General features: G+C 25.8%; 14 protein-coding genes. 5 read left to right on the top strand and 9 right to left on the bottom strand.

The window, feature by feature from the left end; translation table 11 throughout:
• Nucleotides 1-28: 28 nt before the first annotated feature.
• From CLTHE_RS02400 to CLTHE_RS02390, 3 genes are all read right to left on the bottom strand, one after another.
• Nucleotides 29-3,169, bottom strand: coding sequence for an AAA family ATPase (locus CLTHE_RS02400; RefSeq protein WP_080021825.1), 3,141 nt, complete (start codon nt 3,167-3,169; stop codon nt 29-31).
• Between the two features lie 3 nt (nt 3,170-3,172).
• Nucleotides 3,173-4,327 carry an exonuclease SbcCD subunit D gene (locus CLTHE_RS02395; protein ID WP_080021824.1) on the bottom strand — a complete coding sequence of 385 codons (1,155 nt, stop codon included), beginning with the start codon at nt 4,325-4,327 and terminating at the stop codon, nt 3,173-3,175.
• A 143-nt stretch (nt 4,328-4,470) separates the two neighbouring features.
• Nucleotides 4,471-5,247, bottom strand: a complete 777-nt coding sequence (locus CLTHE_RS02390; RefSeq protein WP_080021823.1) for a YoaP domain-containing protein — start codon at nt 5,245-5,247, stop codon at nt 4,471-4,473.
• Between the two features lie 405 nt (nt 5,248-5,652).
• On the opposite strand from CLTHE_RS02390, the gene CLTHE_RS02385 reads away from it, so the two are divergent.
• Nucleotides 5,653-6,264: a hypothetical protein gene (locus CLTHE_RS02385; protein ID WP_080021822.1), complete on the top strand. Its 612-nt coding sequence runs from the start codon at nt 5,653-5,655 to the stop codon at nt 6,262-6,264.
• A gap of 106 nt (nt 6,265-6,370) precedes the next feature.
• On the opposite strand, the gene CLTHE_RS02380 is transcribed toward CLTHE_RS02385, so the two are convergent.
• Nucleotides 6,371-7,717, bottom strand: a complete 1,347-nt coding sequence (locus tag CLTHE_RS02380; protein WP_080021821.1) for a sigma-54 interaction domain-containing protein — start codon at nt 7,715-7,717, stop codon at nt 6,371-6,373.
• 347 nt (nt 7,718-8,064) lie between these two features.
• On the opposite strand from CLTHE_RS02380, the gene bsh reads away from it, so the two are divergent.
• The 3 genes from bsh (at nt 8,065) to CLTHE_RS02365 (ending at nt 11,904) form a co-directional block, all read left to right on the top strand.
• Nucleotides 8,065-9,054, top strand: coding sequence for a choloylglycine hydrolase (bsh, locus tag CLTHE_RS02375; RefSeq protein ID WP_080021820.1), 990 nt, complete (start codon nt 8,065-8,067; stop codon nt 9,052-9,054).
• A 147-nt stretch (nt 9,055-9,201) separates the two neighbouring features.
• Nucleotides 9,202-10,497 carry a conjugated bile salt MFS transporter gene (locus CLTHE_RS02370; protein ID WP_002599530.1) on the top strand — a complete coding sequence of 432 codons (1,296 nt, stop codon included), beginning with the start codon at nt 9,202-9,204 and terminating at the stop codon, nt 10,495-10,497.
• Nucleotides 10,498-10,611: 114 nt separating this feature from the next.
• Nucleotides 10,612-11,904 carry a conjugated bile salt MFS transporter gene (locus CLTHE_RS02365; RefSeq protein ID WP_080021819.1) on the top strand — a complete coding sequence of 431 codons (1,293 nt, stop codon included), beginning with the start codon at nt 10,612-10,614 and terminating at the stop codon, nt 11,902-11,904.
• A 133-nt stretch (nt 11,905-12,037) separates the two neighbouring features.
• On the opposite strand, the gene CLTHE_RS02360 is transcribed toward CLTHE_RS02365, so the two are convergent.
• From CLTHE_RS02360 to CLTHE_RS02345, 4 genes are all read right to left on the bottom strand, one after another.
• A complete protein-coding gene (locus CLTHE_RS02360) occupies nt 12,038-12,883 on the bottom strand; it encodes a MurR/RpiR family transcriptional regulator (protein ID WP_002599532.1) in 846 nt (281 codons plus the stop codon).
• 335 nt (nt 12,884-13,218) lie between these two features.
• Nucleotides 13,219-14,190 (bottom strand): hypothetical protein, encoded by a 972-nt coding sequence (locus tag CLTHE_RS02355; protein WP_080021818.1) that lies wholly within the window; start codon nt 14,188-14,190, stop codon nt 13,219-13,221.
• On the bottom strand, nt 14,190-15,059 hold the full coding sequence (locus tag CLTHE_RS02350) for an N-acetylneuraminate lyase (protein ID WP_002599534.1): 870 nt from the start codon (nt 15,057-15,059) through the stop codon (nt 14,190-14,192). Before CLTHE_RS02350 ends, CLTHE_RS02355 begins: the two co-directional genes overlap by 1 nt.
• Nucleotides 15,060-15,094: 35 nt before the next feature.
• Complete coding sequence (locus tag CLTHE_RS02345) at nt 15,095-15,757, bottom strand: N-acetylmannosamine-6-phosphate 2-epimerase (protein WP_080021877.1); 663 nt, start codon at nt 15,755-15,757, stop codon at nt 15,095-15,097.
• Nucleotides 15,758-15,996: 239 nt separating this feature from the next.
• Between CLTHE_RS02345 and CLTHE_RS02340 the strand changes: the two genes are divergently transcribed.
• Complete coding sequence (locus tag CLTHE_RS02340) at nt 15,997-17,514, top strand: sodium:solute symporter family protein (protein ID WP_002599536.1); 1,518 nt, start codon at nt 15,997-15,999, stop codon at nt 17,512-17,514.
• A gap of 533 nt (nt 17,515-18,047) precedes the next feature.
• On the opposite strand, the gene CLTHE_RS02330 is transcribed toward CLTHE_RS02340, so the two are convergent.
• On the bottom strand, nt 18,048-18,134 hold an 87-nt coding region (locus CLTHE_RS02330; RefSeq protein WP_143324019.1), incomplete at its 5' end, for an IS3 family transposase.

The raw sequence follows: 18,134 nt of genomic DNA, 5'->3' as shown, positions 1-18,134 counted from the left end.
TAGTGCTATTTAGGAAGAACAAAATTCCTTAAAGGAATTTTGCTGTACTTCCATCTTTATCTCCATTTACTATTATCTTTTTTTGAATTCTTTCTTTTAGTTCATTAACATGTGATATAACTCCCACAATTCTTCCCCCACCTTGAAGCTCTGAAAGAACATCAATTGCAGATTCTAATGACTCATCATCAAGAGTTCCAAATCCTTCATCAATAAACATTGTATCTAATTGAATTCCCCCAGCTGTCTCTTGAACTACATCTGAAAGTCCAAGTGCCATTGAAAGAGATGCTTTAAATCCTTCTCCCCCAGAAAGTGATGTAATATCTCTTTCTTTGTTACTATATCCATCAAATACTTGAAGGTCTAGTCCTTGACCTACTCTCTTATCTCCAAGTTCTGTTTTTCTTAAAAGCCTATATCTATCATTAGTCATCTTTAAGAATCTTTTATTTGCAGCATGAAGAATATCATCAAGATATGCTGCCAAGATATATCTCTCTAAAGTTATTTTCTTTTCATTTTCACCATTTACAAGCTTTGATACAGTTCCAACAACTCTATATTGTTTATCATCCTTTTCCATCTTTTTATTTATATCTTTTATATACTCTATAACTCTAGAATTATTTTCTATATTAGATTGCATTTTTCTAAGCTCTTCTTCCTTTTCATCAATTTCTTTACGTATTGATTTTCCTTTTTCTAAAATGCTTTCTAAATCCACTTTTTCTTTATTTTTCACTTTTTCTTTATACTCTTCTAAAACTTTTTTATTTCCTTTTAATTCTTCATTAAAAGTAATTATTTCTTTATCTAAAGCTTCCAATATGTTTTTATCTTTTTTAGCCTTTTTATAATCTTCTATATCTTTAAAATTAAAGCTCTCTATAGCATCATTAAACTCTTTAAATGATTTATCTTCCTCTTTTTTAAGCTCTAGTATTCTTTCCTTTTCCCCTTCTAAATTTCCTTTTAAACTATTAACTTTAGAATTTATAATATCTAAATCATTTTTAGCAATATTAAAAGCTTTTTCTATATTTTCTTTTTCTTTTAATAATTCTTTTTCTCTTAAATTTAATTCTTCTAGAGATTTTATTTCGCCATTAAATCTATTTTTAATTTCTTCTACTTCACTTGTAGTCTTTGCTATTTTAACTTTAAAACTATTTATCCCATCTATTAAAGATTCTAGTTTTTTCTCCTTTTCTTCTTTTTCTTTTAAGAGACTTTTTTCTTTATCTATACAAGCTTTTTCTTTCTTTAATATTTCATCAATTCCCCTTATATCTAAGGTAACTTTTCTTAGGTTCTCACCTTCTTTTATAAGCTCTTCTTCTCCTAAAGATTTAACTTTTTCAATTTCTAAATCTTCTAAATTTAAAATTTCCTTAGCTAAAGCTAAAACTTCAGTTTTATTTTCATCAAATGCTTCTTTTAAGCTTTGAATTTGACTTTTTAATTCTAAGAAAATTTTATTCTCATTATCGAAGGATTTCTTTAGCTCATCAACCATTTCTTTTGTAATATCTGTACTTTCTAAAATAGCCTTTTTAGGGTGATTTGTAGAACCACATACAGGACATTCCATTCCTTCTTCTAAATCTTTTGCAAGTATACCAGCTTGACTTCTAAAAAGTTTGTCCTCTGCTTCTTTATACTCCTTTTCCTTATCATTTACAATATCTAATTGTAGATTGTATTTATTTCCTTTTTCTAAATGTCTACTTTTAATATCTAAAGTCGAATTTACCTTATATATAAGTTCTCTTAAAACTCTATCTTTATTTATAATTTCATTTTTCTCTCTCTCTAAAAGAATCTTTTTATCACTTTCTAGTCTGCACTTATCTAAATAATCTTTTAATTTTTCAAGTAATATTTTATTTTTTTCTTTTTCTTCCTCAACTTTTCTTTTCTCATAAGTAGCTTTCTTTAATTCTTCTTCTAATTCTTTTAAAAGTTTTTCTTTGCTTTCATATCCTACAGTCTTTTCTTTTAAGCTTTTTAAATTTTCTAATTCAAAATCTATACTTTTTACTTTTTCGAAAGCTTTTTCTTCTTTTTTAAAAGCTATTTCCTTACTTGCTCTTTCTTTTAAGCTTATCTCTAAATCTTTATTTATATTTTCTAGCTTTTTTTCTCTATTTTTAAGGTCTAAATCTATTTTTATCCATTCATTTTCTTTTATAGAAACTTCATAAGCTTTTTCTCCTAAAAGCTTTTCCTCTTCTTTTTTCTTTATATTATCTGAATTTTCTATAAGCAGTTTTATCTTTTCCTCTATACTTCTTAATCTATCAAAATCTTCATTTACTTTTTTACCTTCATTATATTCTTTTAAAAGTTGTTGTCTTTTTTCATCTAAATTAGATTTTAACTTTTCTTTTTCACTAAATATTATTTTATCCATTTCTACGTCTTCAGAAAATTTTTCTAATATAAGTTGTACATTTAAATTTTCAGACTGAACCAATTCTTTTAATTCAGAATTATCTTTTAAAATAAAATCATTTATTCTATTTTTTCTATCTCTTCTAAGACATTCACTATTCTTAGCTATTTTATTTGCCTTTTCTCTAAAATTTTCTTGAAAAGATTTTATAATATCTGTTTTAAATATTTTTCTAAAAATCTCTTCCTTATCTTGGCTTTTTGCTTCTAAAAGCTTTTTAAACTCTCCTTGTGGAATCATTACAAGCTGTTTAAATTGAATACTATTTATACCTAATATCTTTTCTACCTCACGAGTCACATTTCCATACCCAGTTATAGTTTTTCCATTTTCAAAGCCTCTACCACCATTTATATCAAGACTTGCACTTGGTTTTGCAGTTGCAAAGCCTTCTCCAACTTTCTTTTTTCTTTTATATTCTGGATTTCTTTTAATCTTATATTCATTTCCTTTAAGAGTAAATATAAGTTCTACAAATGTTTCATCTTCTGCACTAGAAAAATTACTTCTAAAGCTTTTAGTATCACGACTAGCTCCACTTGCTTCTCCATAAAGTGCAAAATTTATTGCATCAAAAATAGTTGTTTTTCCTGCTCCAGTATTTCCTGTTACTACAAACATGCTATCTTTATCTAAGTTTTTAGCAAAATCTAACTCTTGTTTTTTTCCATATGGTCCAAAAGCACTTATTATAAGCTTTCTTATTTTCATAACTTACTTATCCTCCCTTTCCACTTCTTCTAAAACAGATTTAACTAAAGCTAATTCCTCATCTGTTATCTCATCTTCTCTTATAGATGAAAAGAAATCACAAGTAAGCTCTAAAATTGATTTTTCTTTAAGCTGTGCTATGCTTTCTTCTTCCATGTTAAGCTCTTTTAATCTACTTTCATTTCTAAGCTCCATTACATTAGGATATACTTCTCTAAGCTTTTGCATGGGCTCTATAACTTCACCTTTATCAGTTAAAGTAACCTTTATATAATCATCTATTTTTTGAGTTTGGATAAATTCTTTTGAAATAAGCTCACTAAGCTCTCCTCTAATCTCTCTGTAATCTCTCATAAGCTTAAAAGGAATACGAGTAACTGTTACATCTCCATCTCCATTAAGTTCTATTTTAGTTATCCCAACTTTATTATTCATTTCTGAAAAAGAATACTTCATAAGAGAACCAGAATATCTAATATTTTCTCCATCAACTCTTTGTGGACTATGTATATGCCCAAGAGCTGTATAATTAAAGTCTTTAAAGTGAGATGATTTTATAACTTCTGTTCCTCCAATAGAAAGCCTTTTCTCTGAATCACTTTCTATTATTTTTTCACTATCTTTAGCAACATACCCATGGAATATAGCTACATTTCTCTCATCTTTATTTAAATCTATATTTTCTAATATCTTTTTTAAAGCATCATCATGAGTTTTTATAGATTCCTCATTATATAATTTTCTTACATAATAAGGGTCCGCATAAGGAATGAGATAAAAATTAACTATTCCATCTTTATCTTTTAAATTTATTTTTTTAATTTCACTTTTAAGCTCTCCACTAACATAAAAATTACAAGCTTCATAAAGTGAACTTCCAAATTCAATTCTTTCATTACTATCATGGTTACCTGCTATAAGGATAACAGGCGTTTTTAAATCTATAATAATTTTCTTTAACGTCTCATTTAAAAGTTCTATAGCTTCAACAGGTGGAATAGATCTATCATAAACATCACCAGCTATAAGAAGTACATCTGGGTTTTCTTTTTCTATTTCATCACACAATTGAGAAAGAATATATCTTTGGTCTTCAGTCATATAAAACCCATTCACAAGTTTACCTATATGCCAATCTCCCGTATGGAATATCTTCATATAAACTCCTCCTAATCAATCTAATTTACATAACAAAATCATTATAACATTTATAAATAGAAGTATGTTCCTATTAATAAAATTATTAATCATCTTTCCTTTTTTAATTATTTAAAAAAAATAAATCCAACTGTATAGAAAAACTATACAGCTGGATCTTTTTTTAATAAACCGTACAATGCAATTATTCTTTCAAACTTTTTTACTGATAAAATTTCGTTTGTTATAAATCTACCATTAAAAAATAAACTATATGTAGTAAATGGTGACGGCGCATTTTGTGCTTCTTCTCTCGTTTTTATTTGAATTGCCTTAAATGGAATATTTCTAGATTTTGCAAGATTCTCAATCAGTGGAACATATTTCACCGTAAAAGGACATTGATGAGTATAATATAAAATAAATCCGCGTTCTTTTATTGAAGATTTTTTTGCATTTTCTCTAAACTTTGGCTTTTTTTCTCTCTTTTTAAAAGGTAAATATAAAAGCTCATAATAAGGATATGCAGTATCTACTACTTTAAATCCTTTATATCTTAAAAATTTAGGGTCAGCAAGATAAGGTGACTTCTTTTTAGAAGATAATATAACAAGTCCCTTTTTTCCTTTCTCTTTACTATCTTTAATACATTCCTCTAGAAGTAAATTTGAATTACCTTTTCCTTTATATTGACCAGCTACCAAAAAACAATTTATAAACATATATCCATCTGCAATTATAGGTGCCCAAGCCATTTCAGCTGGTATATATTCAATAAAACATTTACCTCTAACATTTCCTTTTTTAAATACAAGTCCTTCATCTAATCTTTTCAAAATCCATTCTTTTTTTGATAATACTTGAAAATCTTGATTGCTCGCTATTGCACAACAAATGTGCTCACTCTCCAAATTTTCTTTTGTAATATCAATAATTTCCATACTATTTCCTCACTTTCAAAACAAAAACCAACTTCTTTAATTAGCTTACTTATTACACTAACCTTCCTTTCTATTATTAATAATATATATTCTATGTCATATAAAATATTTTGCTTTGTAAAATTCAATGTATGAAATAAAATTAATGCTAAGACTTATGCTGTTATTTTAAAGTAATACTACCATTTATATGGATTTTTTCTACTTTTTATTTGATTCTAATAAAATATATAGAATAATTATAACATTTGTTTAATTCTTAAAAAACTCTACAATTTCAATTTCAAAAAAAATTATTAAGTTGTATAATATATACATAATATTAGTATATATTTTTATATATATTTCAATACTCTTATATTAAAAATTTAAATTACTTAATACATAAAGAAAGAAGATGACAATATGAGTAACAATATTAAGTCTAATTGGGGTGTAGAGTTATCTCCAAATTTAGTAGAACAAGGAAGTGACACTTTAGCAATAATACTTCCTGGAATTGCTTATACACTAGATAGAGTTACTTTAGAATATGCTAGTGAACTAGCTTTAAAATTAGGATATGACGTAGCTAAAATAGAATATGGATTTCAAAAAGCTAGAAAAGGATTTGATGTTCCTACAGAATTTGATATAGCTGCTAATGAAACTTTAGCTCAAGTAAAAAGAATTTTAAAGCCAAGCTATAAAAAAATAATTATAATAGCTAAAAGCATTGGTACTTGTGTTCAAAATGTTATAAATAAAAACTTAAAAGAATTTGATGTAACTAATGTTTGTATAAGTCCAATAAATAAAACTGTTGAGATGGGAATAGATAAAAATGCTCTAATTATAACAGGAAATTCAGATCCTCTTTTATCAAAAGAAAATATAGAAAGCTTAACTGCTTCTTATGGACATAATATAATAAACTTTAAAGGAGCAAATCACTCTTTAAATATAGATAAAGAACCTGTTAAAAGTTTAGAAATTCAAATTGATATAATCAATATTATAGAAAAATTTATAAAATAATCTAAAATCTAAATTTAGCAATTTTAAAATTATTTTATAAATGTATTAATTTTAATAAAAAAAGTGCTGATAAGTCAGCACTTTTTTCTAATTAAATTTATAATTTTTACTTTGAAATATATTTTCTTATTTTTCTTATAGCTTGACTTTGTGATATATCTAATGCTTCAGCAACTTTATATGAACTACCATACTTATGATATGCTGCAATTATTAATTCTCTCTCTGAATTTTCAATATGTTCTTTTAAAGTTGGAAATTTTATATTCTTATCTAAATATCCATCTTTAGTATAATCAATTTTTTTCTCTAAATTCTTTATTGTAATAAAATCATCTTCTGTTGATAATAATATCTGCTCTAAAACATGCTCTAGTTGACGTAAGTTTCCTGGCCAACTATATTTTTTTAATTGTACTAATACACTATCACTAATTATCTTATTTAAGTTATATTTTTTATTTATTCTATCTACAAATACCTGAGCTAAAATTGGTATAGCTTCTTTTCTTTCTCTTAAAGGTGGAATCTTAAATTCTATTACATTTATTCTATAATATAAATCTTCACGAAACTTACCTTTCCTAACCATTTTAGCTATATCTTTATTTGTTGCGGCAATTATTCTAATATTAGTTGTCCTTTTTTCACTTCCTCCCACTGGAATGTAAGTCCTATTTTCTATTAATTCTAAAAGTTTACTTTGAGATGATAATGGTAATTCTCCAATTTCATCTAAAAATAATGTTCCATTATTAGCAAGTTCTACTAGCCCTTTCTTTCCCTCTTTTACAGCTCCTGTAAAAGCGCCTTTAACATATCCAAATAATTCTGATTCTATAAGATTTTCTGGAATAGTTGTACAATTCACAGTAAAAAATGGTCCATCTTTTCTTTTGCTAATATTATGTATAAACTTAGCACATGTTGATTTTCCAGTACCTGACTCTCCTAAAAGCAAAACTGTTACATCAAAACCGGCTATTTTATTTAAATTTTTAAATTCTTCAATATTAGAAAAGTTTGTAATTTGTTCTCCGTATTTATCTATTTGATATTTTAAATTTTCAGTATCTGTGTTTAATAAGCATTCTTTTTTTGAAGATAAATTTAGTACTTCTCTAGCATTTTCCACTACCATTTTTAATTTATTTTCATTATTAAATACAGGTTTCGCAGTCAAGAAAAGTTTTTTTCCGTACACTGTTTCTTGAAATAATGATATTTCTTTTTTCTCTTCTAAAACTATTGGGATTATTTGACTCCCCTTTTTTATTATTGGAGCTATAACTGAAAATTGCTTTCCAATTATATCTGATACATTGTAACAATAATTTTTTGAGAATGCTTCATTACAATATATAATTTCTCCCTCACTATCAGTTACAAAAACCTCATAAGTTAAATTATCTAAAATTTCTTTATATATATTATTTTCTAAGTTTAAATCCATCAAGTATTCTCCTAGTAATGTTAAAATTAGTATTTTTTATAAATTATACCACTTCAAGATTATAGATTCATCATTTTTAAGTATTTTTCGACTTATTTTTTGTTTTCCTATTTTAACATAAGTCTATTAAGACTTATTTTTTTAATTCAATTCTAAAATTCAATTCAAATAAGACTTAAATAACCTCTTTTCTTGTTTGCATTTTAATACAACTAATTATTTTCAAATAACAAAACCATTGATTTTAAGCCATTCATTTATTTTTTATTTAATTTTATATTTTGGCATAATATTTGCTTTTATATAAGGCATAAAGATTTTTAAATTAAGAAAAGGAAGTGGTTTAAATGTGTACAGCATTAACATTAAAAACAAGTGAAGGAAATCATTTATTTGGAAGAAATATGGACATTGAATTTTCATTTAATCAATCTGTTGGTATTATTCCAAGAAGTTTTGAATATAAAAATATGTCAACAAATGAACTTGAAAAAACTAAATATGCAATCATAGGTATGATTACAGTAATCGACAATCATCCTATGCTTGCAGATGGATTAAATGAAAAAGGACTTGCCTGTGCAGGACTTAATTTTCCAGGATACGCTCATTGGGAATCAGAACTTTCAGAAGAAAAAATTAATGTTCCAGCATATGATTTTATGCTTTGGGTTTTATCTAACTTTGAAACATTAGAAGAATTAAAACCTGAATTAGAAAAAATAAATTTACTTGACTCTAGAATAAATAATCTTACACCTCCTCCAACTTTACATTGGATTATTACTGATAAAACTGGTCAATCTATTGTAATTGAAAAAACTAAATCAGGACTAAGACTTTTCAATAATGAAGTTGGAGTTTTAACAAATTCACCTACTTTTGACTGGCATCTAACTAACTTAAGACAATATATTGGATTATCATCTAACCAAGTGACTAATGCTAAATGGAGCACTCAAGAGTTAAAAGCTTTAGGACAAGGTGTTGGATGTGTTGGAATTCCTGGTGATTTTACTCCAGCATCTAGATTTGTAAGAACTGCATTCTTAAGACATTTTGCTCTTGCTAATGACAAAGATTCTATGAATATAAGTGAATTCTTCCATATATTAAATAATGTTGCAATGGTAAGAGGCTCTGTAAGAACTCCTGATAATAGAAGTGATATAACTCAATATACTTCTTGTATGAATCAAGAAAAAGGAATTTACTATTATAACACATATAATAATAACAATATAAATTCAATAGATATGCATAAAGAAGATTTAAATGCCAAAGAAATTAAATTATTTAATTATGAAGATACTTTAAAAATTAATAACCAAAATTAATATATGTAATAAACTTTAGTTTATTAAGAAAGCTAAATCTTATGCTCATTTAGCTTTCTTAATACTAAATCATATTACTACTTATTATATTGATTAAATATAGTTTAAATTCAATAAATAATTCGAATAGGAAAGGATATGATTTATATGAATTCATTAAAAGTTGATAAAAACAGTAGCAATAAGAGAAAATATTTTATGATATTTGTTTGTATGTTAATACAAGCTATACCATTTGGAGTAGCACAAAATATTCAGCCATTATTTATACCTTATGTAGTTAAGCATTTTAATTTCTCATTAGCTGCTTTTTCTCTAATATTTACTTTTGGTGCTTTAGCTGCATCTGTATGTTCACCTTTTTTAGGAAAACTTTTTGGTAAAATAAATGTTAAAATTATATTTTTAATAGGTACTATTTTATCCAGTCTTTCTTTCTTAGGATTTGGTTTAGCAACTAATTTAGCTGAATTTTATGTTTTATCTGCTATTTCTCAAGTTGGTTGTGTTTTATTTTCTGGATTAGGAATTGCATTTTTAATTGGTTCTTGGTTCCCTAAACAAGGTAGAGGTAAAGCTTTAGGAATTGCTTTCTCTGGTGGTTCTATTGGAAATGTATTTTTGCAACCAATCGTATCTAGTTTATTAGGTTCAAAAGGTGAAGCTGAAACATATATAATTTTTGGTATCCTATCTCTTATAGTTAGTTTAATAGTAATATTATTATTCGTAAGAGTTCCTAAACCAGGAGAACTTGATAGTGAATTAAATCAATCAAATATTGAAAAAACTGAAAATAAACAAGAAGATTCTGGATTTGAAGGCTTAGGAGCAGCAGCTACAAGAAAAAATAAATTTTTCTGGTTATTTGCTCTTGGATATGCCTTTATAGGAATTGCTATCGCAGCATGTAGTACTCAATATGCATCTTATTTTAAAATGAGATTACATTTAGATCCTGCATTAATAGGAATTTTAGGTTCTGTGTTTGCTTTATTCTGCTTAATCGGAAATGTTGGTGGTGGAGCTCTATTTGATAAATTAGGCAGTTTTAAAGCTATGACTATTGCTTGTATATTACAAGCTGTAGCAATTATAGGTATGTTACTTGCTGGAATTTCTCCAAACTTCTCATTCCTATTCTCTATTTGTTATGGTTTATGTGTATTCTCTTATATGTCAGGTCCTGCCTTCATTACAACAGACATATTTGGAAGAAAAGAATCAAGTGTAAACTTAGGGACAGTAAGTTTATTATTTGCTATAGGATTTGCTGTAGGTTCAACAATCTTTGGAGGATTTGCGCAAATATTAGGATTTAAAGTAGCTTGGATAGCAATGATTGTGTTCCTTATTATTGGATATGGATTACTATTAACTTCTATAAAGAGAATAAAAAGTAACAATAAAAAATTAGCTGAAAGCCAAGCAAAAGCTGTATAATATAATTAGTTACTTTAATAAAATAACTAGTTTACTTAATTTTATTTTAGTAAACTAGTTTTTTTCATAAAGTACTTTAACTTTTATAATTTATCAAAGAAAGGAAGTATTATTATGAAAAATATAACTACTTTCCAAAAATCAATTAATAAAAAAAGCTTTTCTAGAGGTTGGATAATAGTAATTGCATGTATGCTTATTCAGGCAATTCCTTTTAGTGTAGCCTCTAACATACAGCCTCAATTTATTAGTTATGTAATTAAAGGAGATGGATTTACTCTTACAGCATTTTCCTTAATATTTACAATAGGAACTTTAGCCTCAGCAATAGCATCACCTTTAATAGGCTATATATACTCTAAAGTAAATGTGAAACTCTTTTTTCTGATAGGCTGTATTATTTCTGGAGCAGGTTTCGCTTCTTTCTCTTTAGCAAAAAACTTATGGCAATTTTACTTAATAGCAGCAATTGTTCAAATTGGTACAACAATATTCTCTTCAATTGGAATTCCTTTAATCATAAATTCCTGGTTTAATAAAGAGGTTCGAGGAAAAGCTCTTAGTTTAGCTTTTGCTGGTGGTTCTATAGGTAATATAGTTCTTCAAATACTTGTTGTTAATTCCTTAATGAGTTATGGATTTAGAGAAACTTATTTTAAATATGGTGTTATATCTCTTATAGTCGGAGTCCCTATTACTTTATTTCTTTTAAAATTACCTGATAAAGATACTATATCAATTAAAGAAAAGTCCTCTTCTAAAACTAATAAATTAGATAAATCTAATGGCTTTTCATTTAAAGAATTGATAAAAATGAAGATATTTTGGATTTTTTCTATAGGATATGTATTTATTGGACTAGCAATAGCTGCCTTATCAATTCAATATCCTAATTATTTAAAAATTTTAATAAAAAATTCCTCTGCTTTTATAGGAATAACTCCTCACTTTATTGGAACAATTGGTTCATTATTTGCAATATTCTCATTACTAGGTAATTTACTCGGTGGAATATTATTCGATAAAATAGGTGTAACTAACTCTCTTATTATAGCATTTATTTTATCAGTAATTTCTTGTATATCTCTAATATTTACTAAGAATTCTCCAACACTCTCTTATGTGTTTTCTATAACTAAAGGATTATCTGTATATTCATATATGATGGGCCCAGCCTATTTAACAAGTCATTTTTTTGGAAAGAAAAACTTTACTACAATTCTAGGTATAACAAATTTAATGTTTGCGATAGGTTTTTCAGTTGGCTCAACGTTCTTTGCTATTATTGTTAATAAATTAGGCTATACTGCAGCATGGAGTTTTATACTTTTATTTATAATAATAGCTTTTTCAGCATTAATTTTTGCCGATATATCAGTTACTAAAACAAAAAAATCTTTTAATTAAATATTATAGATATGCATGAAAAAATTTATATTGTTTAATATATACAATAATTTATTTTAAATAAAAGAGACTTTAATGTAATTTTAAATACATAAAGTCTCTTTTTATATTCATTTTAAATTTTTATTTTCAATTACTCCCTTATATATTTAAGAGCCTTTGTTGTTTTTTCTTTATTTTGAATAAATTCATCATAATTTTCTTTAATAACTTCAGCATATATTAATTCAACTAAAAATAGTTGAGTAAATTTTGAAAGTACAGTGCTTGTTTCAAATACTGTTTCTTTTGACACATAAGCTATATTTACATCTGATATTTTTTCTAATGTATTATTTGTATTTTCTGTTATAGATATTACCTTTGCTTTATTATTTTGAGCTATATTACAGACCTTTACAACTTCTGAAGTTTCTCCACTATGAGAAAATATAAATACCAAATCTCCTCTTTTCATTAAAGAAGCTAGCATAACCATTGTATGTGCATCAGTGGAAGATGCTATATCAAAACCTATTCTCATAAATTTATATCCTGTTTGAGTTGCTACTATACCAGAATCTCCAACTCCAAAAAAGAATATTTTATTTGCATTTAATATCATTTCTCTTATTTTTAAAATTTTTTCTTCATCAAGGATTTTTATACTTTCTTCAATTGCCTTCATATTATCAGAAAATATTTTTTCAGCCGTTTCATGAACAGATTCTCTTAAGTCTACCTTTGAATTTATTCTGTTAACCTCATTTTCTTTAAACATATATTTTGCTATATTTCTTTTTAACTCTTGGTAGCCACTAAACCCAAGTTTTCTTGAAAATCTTGTTATAGTTGCCTCACCTATAGAAACTATACTTGCAAGCTCAGATATAGATTTATCTACACATTCGCTTGGATTTTCATTTATATAATTCATAAGTATCAAATCACTTTTACTTACTCTAAACTCTTGTAGCTTTATCCTATCAATAATATTCATTTTTGCTCCTAACCTTACTATAAAATAAAAAAATGTTATATCTATATAATATACTAACCTAAAGCAAATATAAAGATACAACACTTTTCATGTTTCATTTAATTTTTAATTTTCCTTGTAATATTCTTTAAAATTATATACGGCACCTCTTAAATTACACTTTGATTTTATATATGATTTAAATCCCGTCCCTATATAATTTGGAATAGTAGATATAGCATAAATTATCTTTCTTTAAACTGGCCAAATCACTATTTTTTATAAGTTTAAGAATAGATGAATTTTTACTATCAACACCTGTTGGATTATTTATATTTCAAATATCATACTTTTAACTACTCTAGAGCTTCTAATATTCTTTCAAACAATAATCTATGCCCTTCTTTTGTAGGATGAGATTTATCACTTAAAAACAATTCATATTCTTTAAAACTTCTACAATCTATATATTTTGAATTACAGCTATTAGCAAAATTTTTTAATTTAATAGATGTATTTTCATTTTCTTCATTCCAACAAAAATCTAAAACTATTAATTTAGGTTTATATTTATTAAATGCTCTCTCACATTTTTTTAAATATATACTATCATCTTCACATTTATTGTGTCCTAATGAAAATATCAAAATATTAGTGTTAAAAGCTTTTTCTATAATATCCCCTTCTAAATCATGTATTCTAGCACCACTTCTTGAATAATTATTTAAAACAGGTTTATCTTTATCAAACATAATAAATATTCCACTTACAGTATTTTCACCAGATATATTTATAATGTTTATCATCTTTATATTCCTATTTGTATCTATATTAATAGAAATTAATTTTTCTTTTACTTTCTCTTTAAGATTAATAATCTCCTCTTTAATAATATTATTATTTTCATCTAATATATCTATTTTTATCTTTCCTGAATTTTCTGTATTATTAACTTTAAGATATATTTCTTTTAACTGAACTGTTTTTTGAAAAGTTCCTTTATAATAAGCTTTAGATAAAGAACTTTTTATCTGAAAAAAACCTATTGTCTCTTTTGATTCTATTTCTTTCCACCCATTATTTTCAAAAGTTAAAATATCTTTATATATTCCTTTTTCATTAGACAAAGGAGAAAGTAAATTTACAAAACCATAATTTAATGTATCTAAATCCTCATTAAACTTTTTTCTTAATAAACTAGACCACGAATCTAAATATATATCTATTGCGTTAGCTCCATGCGAAATGCTATCACCTAAAATATTCATACTTAAAAATCCATAATCATCTCTTTTATTAAAATCTTTTAAATTAAATATTTTATTCATTATGCAAAATACTTTCTATATATCTTTTCTGTTCCTTTTTTCATTTCTTCTGTTTGGCTCTTCATTGGGCGTTTACAGTATCCTGCATCTACTCCTTGTAAAGATAATAAACCTTTTAATGTTTGATATAATCCATTATCTAATACATCAGTTATGAAGTCGTTTACCTCATGTTGTAAATTTAAAGCTTCAGCTATCTTTCCTTCTTTAGCTAAATAAAATAGTTCTTTTGATTTTTTACCATTAACATTAAATGTTGAACCTATTGCTCCATCAACCCCTAAAACTACTGCTGGTAACATCATTTCATCAAATCCTGAGAATATAAGTTTATCTGGATATGCTTTTCTTAATCTTTCTAATAAATAAAAATCTCCTGCTGTAAACTTAACTCCTATAATTTTTTCATTTTCAAATAACTCTCCAAATTGATCAACTGACATATTTACTCCTGTAAGGAATGGTATTGAGTAAATTATCATTTTATTGTCTACTGAATTTATAATTGTATTATAGTAATGTTTTATTTCATCAAAAGTAAACTTATAGTAAAAAGGAGTTACTGCTGATAATGCATTATATCCTAAATCTGTTGCATATTTTGCAAGTTCTACTGATTCTTCAATATTTAATGAGCCAACTTGTGCTATTAGATTAACTTGTCCTTTATTTTCATCTGCAACAATTGAAAAAATTCTTTTTTTCATTTCTGTAGGAAGCATAAAGTTTTCTCCTGTACTTCCTCCTACATATAATCCATCAATTCCACATACATCAATATTATGTCTTACAATTTGTCTAAGTCCATTTTCATTTAAACTTCCATCTTCATTAAATGATACTAATAATGCTGAATAAATTCCTTTCATAATTAAACACCTTCCTAATTTTATTTTTAATATTTCTATAATGCTGAAATAAATCTTTCTGTAATTTCTTTTGGCCTAGTAATAGCTCCACCTACTACTGCAGCATATGCTCCACAATCTAAAGCTTTCTTTAATTCCTCTGGATAATGTATTCTTCCTTCAGCTATTACAGGAATTTTTAAAACTTTACTTAAATCCTCTATAAGTTTTAAATCTGGTCCTTCCATAGATTGTGTATAGCTTGTATATCCTGATAATGTAGTTGAAACACAATCTACTCCTAATTTCTCTGCCATAACTCCCTCTTCAAAATTAGATATATCTGCCATAACTAATATATTATTTTCCTTTATTAATTTAATTAATTCTGATATATCTTCATTGTTAGGTCTTTTTCTATTTGTAACATCAATAGCTATTATTTCGCATCCTATTTTTATTAAATCTAAAACTTCTTTCTTAGTTGGAGTTATAAATACATCCGAATCTTCATATTTCTTTTTTATTATTCCTATTATAGGTAAATTTACAGTTTTCTTTATTTCACATATATCTTTTACTCCTTGTGCTCTTATACCAGAAGCTCCACCTTCTTTTGCAGCTAATGCCATCTTTGACATTATAAAAGAGCTATGTAATGGCTCATCTTCTAATGCTTGACATGAAACAATTAATTTTCCTTTTAAATTCTCTAACACCTTCATAACTTTTCCTCCTATTTAATTATAAATTTACTTTATGATTTAATTATAAAACTTATCTTTTCACTTTTCAATTATAATTTTCATTTTTTGAAATTATTTTTTATTTTTTGATTGTTAATAAAAATTTATTTTATTTTAGCGGAAATTCGTATTGTTTTTTGAAAAATTAAGAATATAATAAAGATGAAAAAAGGAAAACGTTATCAAATTAAATTTATAATGGAGGTTTTTTTATGAAATCATATTCACCAATAAACTATTTAGTTATTATTATCTATTTAATAGCTGTTTTTTTAATAGGTTTAGGTTTCTCTAGAAAAAAACAAGGAGGAAAAGTATTCTTTAAGGGAAATGATGGTTCAATTCCTTGGTGGGTTGCTGCTGTTAGTTTATTTGCTACCTTAATGAGTCCAATTTCCTTTTTGACCTTAGCTGGTAGATCTTTTATGACAAACTGGGAAGACTGGTTAGGTCAACTTGGTGTATTTATAGCTGTACCACTTACAATAATGTGGTTTTTACCAGTTTATAAAAGAATGAAATTAGATACTGCTTACGAATATCTAGAAAGAAGATTTAATAAAAAATTACGTTTCTTAGGAAGTTCAATGTTTATTATCTTCCAAATAGGAAGAAATGCAATAATAATGTATTTACCTGCAATCGCATTAGCTTACATAACTCATATGAATATAAATATTCTTATATTAATCTTTGGAGTTATAGCTGTTATTTATTCAACTTTAGGTGGACTGAAAGCTGTTTTATGGACAGACTTTATCCAAGGTTTAGTACTCTCTGTTGGCGCTATTTTTGTAGTTTGTTACCTAATATTCTCTGTAAAAGGAGGATTCTCACATATAGTTTCTTATGGATTATCACATCATAAATTTTTAAGTACATCTCAAATGATGTCTTTAAGTATATTTAAACAAGGTCTTCCTGTTGTAATAGTTGGAGCTGGTTTATCAACTCTTTCTTCATATGTTTCAAGCCAAGATATGGTTCAACGTTATATTACAACTGATGATTTAGGAAAAATGAAAAAAATGACTTACTTAAATGGATTTATGTCCATTGCTATAGCAACATTATTCTTCTTTGTTGGTACTGGTATGTTTGTATTTTATAAACAAAATCCTAATCTTTTAATACATGCTCATGCAACTGAAGATAAAATATTCGCAAGTTTTATTGTAAATCAATTACCTGTTGGTATATCTGGATTACTTATTGCTGCATTATTTGCAATAGGACAATCTAGTCTTTCATCTGGAATAAATGGAATAGCTTCTACTTGGACACTAGATTTAACTAAATCTTTTAAAAAGAACTTTTCAGATGAACAAGCTACTAGATATGGTAAAATTCTATCTTTACTAGTAGGTTTATTTTCAATAGTACTTGCAATAATATTTGCTAATTCTCATATAGAATCAATATTTGCTTTCTTTAATGGATTTGTAGGAATAATCCTAGGATTAGTTGGTGGATTATTTGTACTTGGAATATTAACTAAAAAAGCTAATACTAAAGGAGCTATAATTGGATTCATAGTAGGATTAATTATATCTATCTTTGTAAACTATTTCACTTCCGTAACATTCTGGGCATATTCAATAATTAGTATTCTTTCTGTCCTAATTATTGGATATATAGCAAGTTTCTTTTTTAAAGATGAAAAAGGATCTGAAAGGGAAGATTTAGACCATTTAACTATTTATGGTTCATTAAAAAAAGATAATAAATAAATATTTAATATATAAATTGAATAGTAAAAAAGAACAAAACAGATAATTAATTTCTGTTTTGTTCTTTTTCATTATTAATTTCTATTATAAAGCTAATTATTAATCAATATCTATTACATCACATATTAATTTTTAATTTATTTTATGTAAAATTTTGGTTATAATGTTTATATATAATTTTTTGTATTATAGAAATTGAATTATTAATAATATTATTTAATTATATAGTAATGTATATAACTTTTAATATTGTATAAAAATAAGGGAGAATTTATGTGATGAATGAAACTTTAAAAATTATAAAAAATATTTTTCTTGAAAGTCTTATATTTGGAATTATAATTAAAATTTTGTTCCCCAACATATCTAATCATCAAATAACAATAATTATTGCTGTACTAATCGTATTATATGATTGGAAAACAAGTTCTATTTTAAAACTAAATAAACAGAAACTAAGTATAAAAAAGAGTAAATAAGTTATTATAATAACTAAAGTGGTCCCTATGTCAAGGACATTTTAAAAAAGAGAGTTAAGATGCTAAAAGCTGATTTCTGTATTGAACAGGAGTCAGCTTTTTTAAATTCCATTGACAACGCTCATTGTTATAATAATCAAT

The sequence above is a fragment of the Clostridium thermobutyricum DSM 4928 genome, from assembly GCF_002050515.1.
Classification (GTDB): Bacteria; Bacillota; Clostridia; order Clostridiales; family Clostridiaceae; genus Clostridium; species Clostridium thermobutyricum.
Note: the sequence above shows the minus strand (reverse complement) of the source record. Positions and strands in the feature narration are given on the sequence as shown.